This window comes from Flavobacteriales bacterium, assembly GCA_025210805.1.
In the GTDB taxonomy this organism is placed as follows: domain Bacteria; phylum Bacteroidota; class Bacteroidia; order Flavobacteriales; family CAJXXR01; genus JAOAQX01.
Window position 1 is genome coordinate 16,754 of sequence record JAOAQX010000016.1, and the last position, 13,692, is coordinate 30,445.

Here is a 13,692-nt window from a genome sequence, read left to right on the forward strand (position 1 = left end):
TTTAAGACTTAAAATCTCATTCAAAAAAATGGCGTTTTCACCGAGAATCAACAACAAAATAAATAGCTTATTTCGTTTATTAAAGTACTCTAAAATATATCGTTTTTTCGGCTCCAATTTCACCGTCAATTTCTTGTCTCAGAATAAGCTTAAAAGTATTATTTTTCCACTTAACTGCTGTAGGCAAATGTCCTAATAATGTTTGAGCAAAGTATGATCCTTTTTGCTCGGCAACAACCTTAAGTCCAGGAATACCTTTTACTTCTATTGGTGAAGGTACAATTGGGTCCCAAACACCAGTGGGTAATTCTCTGTAAACTAAAGCATCCGTTTTTCCTTCCTTAAGCCCATAATATGAGTGAACTGTTATGGGAAAAACGAAATCGGAACCACTACCTGGAAGTTTAATAACAGAGATCAACTCCCCTTTGTAGGAATTATTATTATAAAATACTTCAATCCTTTTTTCAACAGGTATATCCTTCTCACAAGAAAAGTTTATCGTTAACAAAGAAAATAGAAATACTATGGTGATATATTTTGAGATCGAACGCATGCTTTTTTTTTTTAGATATTTACAAACAACCCTAGAGTGAATCTTCTTTGAGCCAGAGCCCCAAATTCATTATTGACTTCTAATTGTATTTTAAGCCAATCTTTCAAATAATATTCTCCTCCAAAACTCAAGAAAGAATATGCCCATCCTGAAGATTCAAAAGATTTCTGTTCCAATACTCTAGCTCCTATAGTATTTGTATATTCATAATAAATATCTGTACTAATTTGTTTTCTAGATAATTTTATAGGTAAATAAAGTCTAAACTTATAATTTTCTACTTGTGAAGTAGAATACTGTGTTCTAAATCGTAGAAAAGAAGGGGAATATTTTATCCCCGCAGAGATTTCTGACATAGATGCAAATACTTGTTCAAATGTCACAATTCCCTGATTATTTATCGTACCAGCTATCCATTCTGTTGCACCTGTATTCTTGTAACCTTTATACATTGCAAATTCTCCAAGAGCAGAAAAACTAGACGATATATGAGCTTCGGTTTTAGCCCCAGCTCCATACAGATCTATATTTGACGTACCAATAACTTTAAGAAGAACACCTCCTAAAACCTGTTTTTTGGTTGTGAAAATGGCAGGATCTCTAAAGTGCATATAATTCCCTGTAATACCTACAGAAATCATTTTTTTCTTGGGATGGATAGGCTGTGCATTTCCAAAACCAATTCCTAAGCATAGAATAATTAAAACCGAAACAATAAACCGCATAAATCTATTTTTACAATAAAATCAAGTAAAAATCTGCAAAATTATTGACTACACAAAAAATACTGAGGAAAAAATACTTTTGAATTTATATTTATTACTTTTGGTGGTACTAAATTTTAGCTATGTTAAAGATAGGTGTATTGGGTGCTGGTCACCTTGGAAAAATTCACATCAGAATACTCAAAGAGCTCAAAAACTACGAATTAGTAGGTTTTTATGATCCTAATCCTGAAACGTGTATAACCACAGAAAAAGAATTTGGCATCAAGGCATATTCTTCTATGGAAGAACTCATCGAAAAGATTGATGTAGTGGACATTGTAACCTCTACGATCTCTCATTTTGAATGTGCTAAAAAAAGTTTAGCACAAGGAAAACACGTTTTTATAGAAAAACCCGTTACACATACGATAAAAGAAGCTCGTGAATTATCAAATTTAAGAGAACAAGCAGGTACCCGAATTCAAATTGGACATGTAGAACGATTTAACCCTGCTTTTTTGGCTGCTCAAGAGCATATCAAACAACCGATGTTTATTGAATGTCATAGATTAGCAGAATTTAACCCAAGAGGAACCGATGTTTCTGTAATTTTGGATTTAATGATTCATGATCTCGATATACTTTTGCACACCGTAAAATCTGACATCAAGAATGTGTATGCTAATGGCGTTTGTGTGGTTTCTGAAACTCCAGATATTTGCAATGCACGGATAGAATTTGAAAACGGCTGTGTGGCAAATCTTACAGCAAGTAGAATTTCTATGAAAAACATGAGAAAAACACGTTTTTTTCAAGGTGATGCCTATATTTCTGTAGATTATTTGGATAAAAAGGCGGAAATTGTCACTATGAACGAAGTAGATAAAACAGAAGAACACCCGTTTAAAGTCTATTTTGAAAACGACAAAACCAAAAAAGAAATCAACTTTCATCAACCAGAATGTGCACCAAACAATGCCATTCTTGAAGAACTTAAAGCCTTTGCCAACTCTATAGAAAACAACACAACACCTGTAGTTAGCCTTACAGATGGAACTAAAGCTTTAGAACTTGCTTATCAAATTACAGAACAAATAAGCCATATACATGTATAAAAACATTTTTACTTTACTTTTTATTATTGGAGGAATTATTTCTTGTAACAAAGAAGCTGAAATTCCTGCTTATATTTATATAGAAGACATTAAACTAGAAACCACTAGTGAACAAGGATCTGACAGAGATAATATGGTAGATATCTATCTTTCTGCAAATGATCAAATAATTGGAGGTTTTGAATTTCCTTGTACGATTCCTGTACATCATTTTGGAGATGAAGTGGAACTCTCGGCAAGAGGTGGAATAAAGCTTAATGGTCAAGCAGGAACAAGAGCTCCTTATGATTGTTTTGATATTGCAGAACTCTATAATTCAAAGGGTGAAAAAACCAATAAATTTTCATTAAAACCAGGGGAAGTTACTACGGTAAAAGTGACTCAAAAATACAAAGAGAATCTAGACTTTATAGAATTAGAAGATTTTGAAGGACCGGGAATCTCTCTCGAAAGTATAGAACTTAAAGACACCACAAAAACTCCAGCTATTTATAATGCAGAAGTAAAAAAAACCGAAAATGATGTATTCGAAGGAGATTTTTCGGGAACTGTAACGCTTACAAAGGAAAAAAGTGGAATTTTCTTAGCGACTTCAAAAGAATTTGAAATCCCTGAGCTAAACAGTAGAAATTATTTAGAATTGGACTATAAATCGGATATACAAATTGCATTTGGAATTTGGTACAACACTGGTAGCGGTTCCCAAACTTTTATTATGGGAGGAGTAAATGCAAAAGAGGATTGGAACAAGATCATCTTTAGAATAATTCCCGAAAAACAAAAAGATCCGAATGCGGGATTACCTGCGGCAGATAAATACAAGTTTTTTATATCCGCATCTCTACCCGATGGAAAAGATCAAGCGAGTTTCTCTATAGACAACCTTAAACTAATTCACTCTAAGTAATGAACAAAACCCTTCAGGTTTTAAAATATCTTGGTTTAGACTACCTTGGCTCAGCTGTGGCTTGGGGGCTGTTTTTTATTTATAGAAAGGTTTGTATAGAAAAAATGAACCTTTTGATGAGTGAATATATTTCTGATGAAAATTTCATTAAAGGTATTCTAGGGGTTTCAGGAATATGGATACTTATTTATGCACTTTTAGGAAATTATCGTCATATCTACAAGAGATCTCGTCTTATTGAGTTTGGAAAAACGATTGCACAGCATTTTGTTGGGGTTATTATTATCTTTTTTCTTTTCTTAATTGATGATCAGGTTGAAAAAACCAGTCAGTACTACTCTGCTGTTTTTATTTACTTTTTACTTCAAACATTCTTTGTGTTTCTTTTTAGATACCTTCTTCTTAGAAGTACCAATAAAAAAATACATACAAAAAAAATAGGCTACCCTACACTTCTTGTAGGCGGTGGAGACGAAGCTGTAGATCTCTACGTTAAAATGGAAAATAACTTTCGCTCTTCAGGAAATATTTTTAAAGGCTATCTTTCTGCAAAAGAAGGAGAAGAACAAAGACTTTCAAATTATCTTCCTAATCTAGGTAATATTTCAGACCTTTTTCACGTTATCAAAGAGAAGAATATTCAAGAAGTCATTGTGGCAACTGCTGAAAAAGATCATAAAATAGCACTCAATATCATTGAAAAGCTAGAGGATACCCCCGTGGAAATTAAAACAATTCCTACGATGTATGATATCTTGAGCGGTTCTGTGAGAATGTCTTCTATGTTTGCCGTTCCTCTAATCACAATAGAAACAAAGCTCATGCCCGTATGGCAATCTGTGGTTAAAAGAATTCTTGATATCATTATTTCAGCTTCCGTTTTACTACTTCTTTCACCTTTCTATATTTTTACAGCTATTTTAGTAAGAATGTCTTCCAAAGGACCGATCTTTTATAAACAAAAAAGAATTGGAATTCATGGAAAACCTTTTAATATCATCAAATTTAGATCCATGTATGTGGATGCCGAAGCTTGTGGACCACAACTTAGTAAAGATGATGACCCCAGAATAACTCCTTGGGGAAAAATCATGCGAAAATATCGCATAGACGAAATGCCCCAGTTTTTCAATGTTTTAATTGGAGAAATGAGTATCGTGGGACCTAGACCAGAAAGGGATTTCTATATCCAACAATTGGTAAAAAAAGCACCCTATTATCGTCAACTTCATCGAGTAAGACCTGGAATCACCTCTTGGGGAATGGTGAAATTTGGCTATGCCGAAAATTTAGAAGAAATGCTTGAAAGGTTAAAATTTGACCTTATTTACATAGAAAATTTATCTTTGCTGAATGATTTTAAGGTTTTGGTCTATACCATCCTTATTGTCTTGCAAGGACGTGGAAAATAAAAACACAACAAAAATGAAGAATATTAGCGTTATTGGAGCAGGAACCATGGGAAATGGAATCGCTCATACTTTTGCGCAGTTTGGGTATCAAGTTTCATTGATTGATATCTCACAAGATGCTTTGGATAAAGCAGTAGCAACTATTGGTAAAAACCTTGACAGAATGGTTGCTAAAGAAAAAATTAGCGAAGCAGATAAAAATGCAACTCTCGGAAATATTACCACTTTTACAGCCCTAAAAGATGGAGTTGTAGATGCCGATTTAGTAGTAGAAGCAGCAACAGAAAATATCGATTTAAAATTGAATATTTTCCGTCAAATGGATGAATTTGCTCCTGAAAAAGCCATCCTTTCTACCAACACTTCTTCGATTTCTATTACAAAAATTGCTTCGGTTACCAATAGACCTGAAAAAGTGATCGGAATGCACTTTATGAACCCTGTACCGATTATGAAATTGGTAGAAGTAATTAAAGGATATTCTACTTCTCAAGAGGTATGCAATCAAGTTTTTGAAATGTCTAAAAACTTGAAAAAAGTTCCTGTAGAAGTAAATGACTATCCAGGATTTATCGCAAACCGTATCCTAATGCCTATGATCAACGAAGCTATTTATAGTTTGTATGAAGGTGTAGCGGGTGTTCAAGAAATAGATACTGTAATGAAGCTTGGAATGGCACACCCAATGGGACCACTTCAACTAGCTGACTTTATTGGATTGGATGTTTGTCTTTCTATCCTAAATGTACTTCATGAAGGATTCGGAAACCCAAAATATGCTCCATGTCCATTATTAGTAAATATGGTAACAGCTGGTAAAAACGGAGTAAAATCTGGTGAAGGATTCTATGATTATAGTGAAAGCCGTAAAGCTGAAAAAGTGAGTAAGCAGTTTGCTTAATCCTTTCTAAAACGGAGGAATTGCTCCAAAATAATGAAACGCAAAAAGTCTTTCTTTGACTTTTTGCGTTTTTTATCTAGATAATAGTAAATTAGAACAAAAAATAAATTATAATGAAGATAATCTTACACCTTTTAATTATAGGTCTGTTATTTCCCTTTGCTCTCAAAGCCCAAAAAGACACTTTAGAAGTAAATTCTAAAATAGAATCTGTTGTTGTATTTCCCAATGGAGCACAGATTACGAGAAAAGCCCAAAAATTTATTCCTGCTGGTAAATCACATTTAATAATTAAAGGCTTACCCCTACAAACAAATTTAAAAACACTTCAAATTCAATTTCCAAAAGGACTTGAACTGGTTTCCTTAACACCACAAGTTGATATTGGAAACAATTTACTGATACTCAACAAATCTAAAAAGCTGAGGGAAAAAATCGAAAATATAAAAACCGAAATTTCCAAACAAAACAGCAAGCTAGTTGTTTTGAAAGACAAAAAGGAAGTTCTGAAGAAAAACAATAAAATTGAAACTGGTGAAAAAGGTCTGAGTTTAACTCAGCTGCAATCTATTGTAGATTATTACGAAAAACAAATAACAGGTATTGAAAATAGTAAAATCATTATTAGAGAGAAAATCAAACAACAAGAGAAAGAGATCTTTGATTTAAAACAACAACTACATACAAATACCACAAAAAAGAGCCTACAAACTTTAAATCTTATTTTAAAAGTCAATACATCTAAAGCATTAAAAAGGCATTTTTCTTTGACTTATACAAACCCAAAAGCAGGATGGATACCTAGTTATGATTTCGTGGTGAAATCTACATTCAAACCCTTAGAAATAAAATATAAAGCTACCGTTTTTCAATCTACACAAGAAGACTGGAACAATATAAAAATGACCTTATCGACTTCTGATTTGTACAGAGACAAAAGTATCAGAAAGCTAACGCCTTGGTTATTTGAAAGAGGAAATAGTAATCATCCATTAGACAAGGAAAAAATATCTTATGGGAGTTTGAATGTAAAAGTTATTGATAGTAAATACCAAGAACCTATTTCTAATGCAAAAGTTTCTATTTTTCATGGTTCAAAACTCGTACACCAATGTTTTACAGATAATTTAGGGAAATTCAAGGTTCATCCACTATTAGACAACAGTATTTATACCGTAAAAGTGGAATCTCATGGATACCAAACTAACTCAAAAAAGATGTATTCCAATGGGGAACTCAACTCTGTTCAGCTGAGTAAAGAAAACCATTATGCCCAAGTAAAAGCAGAAATCATTGAGAGTGAATACAAAGAAGAGTTCATGGCTGATGAAATGGAGCTAAAAGAAATTGTACCAAGTATAGATAATGGTCTGAGCGTAAGAGGTGGAAGAGGTGGCGAAGTAGTCTATTATGTGGACGGAGTAAAGGTAAATGGAAATTCTTATAATCAAGCAAAATCCACAAACACCATCTCACTCTCAGCCCTAGAACATAATGACAAAATAGAAAGTGATTTCACCTATTCATTAAAACAGAAAATGACTGTTTTAAGTAACGGAGAGGCTCATAATTTTGATTTACAAACCACCAAGGCCGTAACAGATTATGAATACATAGTAGTACCAGAGCTCAAAAAAATCGCTAACCTACAAGTGTTATTACCCGATTGGGAAAGTTTAAGACTTCAAGATGCTCCCGTGCATTACTATTACGAAAACAGATTAGTGAATCAGGCTGATTTTGTAAATGAAAACTTCCAAGATACACTAGCCTTAGATTTCACTGAGGATAATGGAATCATTACAAGAAAGAAAAACATTAAACTACAAGAATCCAAAAAGTTCTTTAGTGGAAAAATCAAAGAATTCCGATCAATAGAATTGGAAGTAAAAAACAATAAAAATACCCCTGTTCAAATCAAATTACAAGATGTGCTTCCTATTTCAGAATTTGAAGATATCGTGATAGAAATTGAAGAAATGACTCTGGAACCGAACGAAAAAAGCGATCAAGGAATCTATACTTGGAAATTTTTGCTACAGCCAAAAGCAAAGAAAACAATCACTTACAAATACTCTGTAAGATATCCTAAAAAAATGCTCAGGTAACTCCTTTTTAGGTAGAATATAAAAATTTCTTGATAATCTTGCAGAGAATTATCTAAAACTATGAAACCTAAAAAAATACAAACTACTGGTAGAAAAGTGTTTTCTACCAGTAGTTTTTCATCCTTTGTTTAGCTTTAACCTTATCTGCAACAGCTCAAGAACAGGAAGTGGTGAACCCCAAAATACCCAGAAGTGGCGCTCTTTAGGAATTGTGTATAATTTTAATAGCAATTAAAAAACTTTACAAATTCTGTTGGCTTTCAACACCTAATAACTAGAGAAGTATACAAATTCTGCAAACTCATCTCTGTGAATTTATTTTTTTATAGACAAAATATAGCAATTAGTAGATTTTCATTATCCAAAATTAACAGAACACAATGTCAAATTGACTAAATAGTGTACTTTTGCACCAATTATCTAAAAAAACCTTGGATGGATTTATTCGAAAAATTAAAGGGAAATAGAGGTCCCCTAGGACAGCATGCTAAAGATGCACATGGGTACTTTACTTTTCCAAAATTAGAAGGACCAATTTCTAATAGAATGCACTTTAGGGGAAAAGAGGTTCTAACTTGGAGTATTAACAATTACTTGGGATTTGCGAATCATCCAGAAATAAGACAAGTAGATGCTGAGGCATCAAAAGAATGGGGATTATCTACTCCTATGGGATCTAGAATGATGTCTGGAAATACAGCCATTCATGAAAAACTAGAAAGAGAACTAGCAGATTTTGTTCAAAAAGAAGATGCTATCCTCCTGAACTTTGGATACCAAGGAATGCATTCAGCAATAGATGCTTTGGTTGACAGAAATGACGTAATTGTTTACGACAGTGATTCGCATGCTTGTATTATTGATGGAGTACGCCTACATCAAGGAAAAAGATTTGTTTTTCCTCATAATGACATCGAAAACTTAAAAAAACAACTCGAAAGAGCCACAAAACTTGCTGAAAAACAAAATGGAGCAATCCTATTAGTTACAGAAGGAGTTTTTGGAATGAGAGGAGATCTTGGAAAGCTTAAAGAAATAGTTGCATTAAAAGAACAGTATAATTTCCGTCTTTTTGTGGATGACGCTCATGGTGTAGGAACTATGGGAGCCGAAGGAAGAGGAACAGGAGAACATTTAGGAGTTCAAGATGGAGTGGATATCTATTTTGGAACATTTGCTAAGAGTTTTGCCAGTATCGGAGCATTTATTGCATCTACAGAAGATGTTGTAGAATTTTTGAGATACAATACCCGTTCTCAAATATTTGCAAAATCACTCCCAATGCCACTTGTTGTGGGCGCTAGAAAAAGATTAGAAATGATGAGAGATGACCTTTCTCACAAAGAAAATCTTTGGAATATAGCCTCAAGCCTACAAAATGGACTTGAAGAAGCTGGATTCAATATCGGAAACACAGAGTCTTGTGTGACACCTGTTTACCTACAAGGAGGACTCGGAGAAGCTACAAACCTTACGGTTGATTTGAGAGAAAACTTTGGTATATTCTGCTCAATAGTAACATATCCAGTAGTGCCAAAAGGAGTTATCTTATTAAGATTAATCCCTACTGCCATTCATACAGAAGAGGATGTAAAATATACTATAGAATCTTTTACCAAAATAAAAGACAAACTAGAAAATGGAGAATATGTCTCTGATTCTATTGCAAATATCAGTGAGTAACACTACCCACCTATAACCATAAAAAGACCATTCAAAAATAAAATTTTGAATGGTCTTTTTTTTGATTCTTTATGAGCGATCAACTATTCACTGTCGTGGTAAAAATGGTAGATATTTTTTTTAATAACATCACTTCAACAATTCTGGAAATAATTTAATTGCCTTCTCATACCTTGGGATAGAAACAGCCTTTACATAAGAATGATTTGGATGTTTCTTTACATAATCCTGATGATATTCCTCTGCTCGATAGAACTTCCCCTCTTTTTGGACTTCTACTGCTAGTGGCTTTGAATAATTTCCAGAATTGTTCAGTTGTTCAATCCATTTATAGATGCGCTTCTTTTGTTTTCTATTTTTGTAGAATATCATAGAACGATATTGTCTTCCCCGATCATTACCTTGTCCATTAACCTGTGTAATATCTCCCGAATGGAAATAAACACGAAGTAAATCCTCATAAGAAATTTCTTTAGGATTATAGTACACCTGAACCGCCTCTGCATGATTTGTTTTTCCTGCTCCTACTTCTTGATACGTCGGATTTGCTCTTTCGCCCCCACTATAACCTGATATCACAGCTTTCACACCTTTGATAGATTCAAAAATTTCTTCTACACACCAAAAACAACCTTGTGCAAAAACGGCGGTTTGAATATTGGATTTCTCTACAAAATAAAGACTTTCACCGTTAATACAATAGCGTAATCCTGTGGGTTCTGGTCCATCATGAAAAACATGACCCAAATGGCCATTACATCTTTGACAAACAACCTCATCACGAGTCATTCCATGAGAAAAATCGGCACCTACTTCAATACTTTTTTTCGTCATCGGTTGCCAAAAACTTGGCCAACCTGAACCCGAATCAAATTTATGACGAGAAGAAAACAACGCATTATTACAAGCCGCGCAAATATAAGTACCACTACCTTTGTTATCGTTATAAGAATGTGAAAATGGTCTTTCTGTACCTTTTTTTCTTAGTATATGAAACTGGGCAGGGCTCAATTCTTTCTTCCATTGCTCTTCAGATTTGAATACGGGATTCGACCAATCTTTGACAATTTCAATTTTCTGAGAGTTAACGGTTTCTTTCTGATGCTTCTTCACTTCTTGGGCACAGCCAACCATTACATATACAGAAGACAGCAAAATAAGTACGATATTTTTCATTCTACTTATGAGTTTTAAAATTACCCTTTTGTAATCTACAATTAGGTTTCCTTACCAAAAAAAGTAGTTATTTTTAATAAATATCTATCAAACTAGATTCTTCAAAATGCTTTCGTAGAAAAGTATCACTTAATTCAGAAAAGCTATAAACAGCTAAATTTCGATGATTCTCTTAGGAATTTCTGTTTCATTTCACTTTATAATGAGTATTGAAGTGTCTTTGATAAATGAAGTGCAGTCAGAAAATTTATCAAAATCGACATGTGTTAATACAGTAAAACTACTATTTCCAAATTATCTCATTCAAAGCTAACAAAATATCAATAAAAATATTAAATTTGCAGACTATTTTAAGTGTAATGCGCCCATTGGCGTTTTAACAAACTAAAAATCAGATATTGTGGATACATTAAGTTACAAGACAATTTCTGCTAATAAGAATACCGTTTCAAAAAAATGGGTTCTTGTAGATGCAGAAGGACAGACTCTAGGACGTATGGCATCAAAAGTAGCCAAGATCCTAAGAGGAAAGCACAAGGTGGATTTTACACCTCACGTGGACTGTGGAGATAATGTTGTTATTATCAATGCAGAGAAGATTGTGCTTTCTGGGAACAAAATGGAAGAGAAGGTTTACCTTCGCCATACAGGTTACCCTGGAGGACAAAGAGAAAGAACTGCCAGAGAGATTATGGATAAATTCCCTACTCGATTGGTAGAAATGGCAGTAAAAAACATGTTGCCAAAAAACAAATTAGGAGCGCAAATGTACCGTAACCTAAAAGTTTATGCAGGAACAGAGCACAATCAAGAAGCTCAAAAACCTGAAATGATTAACCTAAACGACTACTAAAAAAAGATGGAAAGAATTCACACAATCGGTAGAAGAAAAAAGGCTATTGCCAGAGTGTACCTTTCACAAGGAACAGGAGCAATCACTGTAAATGGAAGAGATTTTAAAGAATACTTCCCAACAGGTACTTTACAATACAAACTTGAGCAAGCTCAAGCTTTGGCCGGTGTTGCAGGACAATTCGACGTAACAGTAAATGTTATCGGAGGAGGATTAACAGGGCAAGCTGAAGCAATCCGCCTTGGTATTGCTAGAGCACTTTGTGAAGTGAATGAAGAAAATAGAGCAATGCTCAAGCCTTATGGATTACTTACTAGAGACCCAAGAATGGTTGAACGTAAGAAATTCGGACAAAAGAAAGCGAGAAAGAAATTCCAATTCTCGAAACGTTAATTCGGTGTTTAGCATCCAAATTGTCGAGACCTTATTATTTAAGCTACTAGGCAATTGGCAAATTATGTTAACAGGAAAGTAAACCCAAAAAGAAATTATGTCAGTAGAAATCAAAAAATTACTAGATGCAGGTGTACACTTTGGACACCTTACCAGAAAATGGCATCCTAATATGGCGCCATATATCTTCATGGAGCGAAATGGTATCCACATTATCGACTTAAACAAAACAGCAGTAAAACTAGAAGAAGCAATTAATGCACTTCAAGTTATTGCACGCTCTGGAAGAAGAGTTCTTTTCGTAGCAACGAAAAAGCAAGCAAAAGAATTGATTGCAAACAATGCCAACGAAATGAACATGCCATATATTACAGAAAGATGGCCAGGTGGTTTGTTGACAAACTTCGTAACTATCCGTAAAACCGTTAAGAAAATGACGGCTATTGATAGAATGAAGACCAACGGAACTTTTGAAACTCTTTCTAAAAAAGAAAGACTTCACGTAACTCGTCAAAGAGAAAAACTAGAGAAAAACTTCGGGTCAATTAAAGATATGAACCGCTTACCAGGTGCAATCTTCGTAATTGACATTAAAAAAGAGCATATCGCTGTTGCCGAAGCAAAAAAATTGGGTATTAAAATCTTCGGAATCGTAGATACAAACTCAAACCCTCTAGATGTTGATTACGTAATCCCAGGAAACGACGATGCTTCTAAGTCTATCGGAGTAATTATGGAATACGTGAAAAACGGAATCCTTGAAGGTTTAGCAGAAAGAAAAGCTGAAAACGAAGCCAAAGAGCAAGCGAAAGCTAAAGCTGAAAAAGCCGAAAAAGAAGCAACTGAAGCGAAAGCTGAGGAACCAAAAGCAGAAGAAAACAAATAATTAATCTTAAAAAAATAACCATTTAATCTCGAATGGTTATTTTTTTAAGCAATTCAAAAAAACAAACAAAATGGCAAAAATTACTGCAGCAGAAGTAAATAAGCTAAGAAAGCAAACAGGAGCTGGAATGATGGATTGTAAGAAAGCTCTTGTAGAAGCAGAAGGAGATTTCGAACAAGCAATTGATATCCTTAGAAAAAAAGGACAAAAAGTAGCCGCTAAGAGAGCTGACCGTGAAACAATGGAAGGTGCTGTTTTAGCAGGAACTACTGAGGACAATTCTAAAGGATTTGTAATCTCTTTGAACTGTGAAACAGATTTCGTTGCTAAAAATGATTCTTATGTTGCTCTTGCAAAATCTATTCTAGATGTAGCAATCGCAAATGACCCAAAAAGTTCTGAAGAACTATTGGCTATGAACATCAACGGAATGACTATCGCTGATAAACTTATTGAACAAACAGGGGTTATCGGAGAAAAACTTGAAGTGAAGTTCTTCGAGCGTATTGAAGCTGGTTTCGTAGGATCTTATATCCACGCTGGAAACAAAATTGCAACAATCGTTGGACTTAACAAATCTGTTGACAATGCAGCTGAGTTAGCAAAAGATGTAGCGATGCAAGCTGCCGCTATGAACCCAGTAGCATTGAACAAAGATGGTGTAGATCAAGCAACAATTGACCGTGAACTAGAAGTAGGTAAAGATTTGGCTCGTCAAGAAGGGAAACCTGAAGCGATGTTAGACAAAATCGCAATGGGACGTCTAAACAAATTCTTTAAAGAGAATACTTTGGTTGCTCAAGCATTCATCAAAGACAGTAAAGTAACTGTTGAACAATATCTAAAATCAGCTGACAAAGAATTGGTAGCTGTAGATTTCAAAAGATGTAGCTTGGTATAATTTAAACCAAAAAACACAATTTATAAAAAGCCTTTTCAGTTTCTGAAAAGGCTTTTTTTTTATCTTATAATTGGAGGATTCAAAGTTTATCAAT

General features: G+C 34.1%; 13 protein-coding genes. 10 read left to right on the forward strand and 3 right to left on the reverse strand.

Annotation, left to right across the window (positions count from 1 at the left end; all coding sequences use genetic code 11):
* Positions 1-79: 79 nt before the first annotated feature.
* Positions 80-556 carry a hypothetical protein gene (locus tag N4A45_06420; GenBank protein ID MCT4664852.1) on the reverse strand — a complete coding sequence of 159 codons (477 nt, stop codon included), beginning with the start codon at positions 554-556 and terminating at the stop codon, positions 80-82.
* 11 nt (positions 557-567) lie between these two features.
* A complete protein-coding gene (locus N4A45_06425) occupies positions 568-1,281 on the reverse strand; it encodes a hypothetical protein (GenBank protein ID MCT4664853.1) in 714 nt (237 codons plus the stop codon).
* Between the two features lie 122 nt (positions 1,282-1,403).
* Between N4A45_06425 and N4A45_06430 the strand changes: the two genes are divergently transcribed.
* The 6 genes from N4A45_06430 to N4A45_06455 all read left to right on the forward strand — a co-directional run bounded on the left by N4A45_06430 (position 1,404) and on the right by N4A45_06455 (position 9,389).
* Entirely contained in the window at positions 1,404-2,378 is a 975-nt protein-coding gene (locus N4A45_06430; protein MCT4664854.1) for a Gfo/Idh/MocA family oxidoreductase, read from the forward strand.
* Positions 2,371-3,285 carry a hypothetical protein gene (locus N4A45_06435; protein ID MCT4664855.1) on the forward strand — a complete coding sequence of 305 codons (915 nt, stop codon included), beginning with the start codon at positions 2,371-2,373 and terminating at the stop codon, positions 3,283-3,285. Before N4A45_06430 ends, N4A45_06435 begins: the two co-directional genes overlap by 8 nt.
* Positions 3,285-4,697, forward strand: a complete 1,413-nt coding sequence (locus N4A45_06440; protein ID MCT4664856.1) for a sugar transferase — start codon at positions 3,285-3,287, stop codon at positions 4,695-4,697. The genes N4A45_06435 and N4A45_06440 overlap by 1 nt, the downstream gene beginning before the upstream one ends.
* Before the next feature lie 13 nt (positions 4,698-4,710).
* Positions 4,711-5,598: a 3-hydroxybutyryl-CoA dehydrogenase gene (locus tag N4A45_06445; protein MCT4664857.1), complete on the forward strand. Its 888-nt coding sequence runs from the start codon at positions 4,711-4,713 to the stop codon at positions 5,596-5,598.
* 113 nt (positions 5,599-5,711) lie between these two features.
* Positions 5,712-7,706 (forward strand): mucoidy inhibitor MuiA family protein, encoded by a 1,995-nt coding sequence (locus N4A45_06450; protein ID MCT4664858.1) that lies wholly within the window; start codon positions 5,712-5,714, stop codon positions 7,704-7,706.
* 435 nt (positions 7,707-8,141) lie between these two features.
* Positions 8,142-9,389: an aminotransferase class I/II-fold pyridoxal phosphate-dependent enzyme gene (locus tag N4A45_06455; GenBank protein ID MCT4664859.1), complete on the forward strand. Its 1,248-nt coding sequence runs from the start codon at positions 8,142-8,144 to the stop codon at positions 9,387-9,389.
* 129 nt (positions 9,390-9,518) lie between these two features.
* Here N4A45_06455 and N4A45_06460 read toward each other — a convergent pair whose 3' ends face one another.
* Positions 9,519-10,565: a bifunctional methionine sulfoxide reductase B/A protein gene (locus N4A45_06460; GenBank protein ID MCT4664860.1), complete on the reverse strand. Its 1,047-nt coding sequence runs from the start codon at positions 10,563-10,565 to the stop codon at positions 9,519-9,521.
* A gap of 400 nt (positions 10,566-10,965) precedes the next feature.
* On the opposite strand from N4A45_06460, the gene rplM reads away from it, so the two are divergent.
* The 4 genes from rplM (at position 10,966) to tsf (ending at position 13,598) form a co-directional block, all read left to right on the forward strand.
* Complete coding sequence (gene rplM, locus N4A45_06465; GenBank protein MCT4664861.1) at positions 10,966-11,418, forward strand: 50S ribosomal protein L13; 453 nt, start codon at positions 10,966-10,968, stop codon at positions 11,416-11,418.
* Positions 11,419-11,424: 6 nt separating this feature from the next.
* Complete coding sequence (rpsI, locus tag N4A45_06470; protein ID MCT4664862.1) at positions 11,425-11,811, forward strand: 30S ribosomal protein S9; 387 nt, start codon at positions 11,425-11,427, stop codon at positions 11,809-11,811.
* A 97-nt stretch (positions 11,812-11,908) separates the two neighbouring features.
* Positions 11,909-12,697, forward strand: coding sequence for a 30S ribosomal protein S2 (rpsB, locus tag N4A45_06475; GenBank protein MCT4664863.1), 789 nt, complete (start codon positions 11,909-11,911; stop codon positions 12,695-12,697).
* 70 nt (positions 12,698-12,767) lie between these two features.
* Positions 12,768-13,598 (forward strand): translation elongation factor Ts, encoded by an 831-nt coding sequence (gene tsf, locus N4A45_06480; protein ID MCT4664864.1) that lies wholly within the window; start codon positions 12,768-12,770, stop codon positions 13,596-13,598.
* The last annotated feature ends 94 nt before the right edge of the window (positions 13,599-13,692 follow it).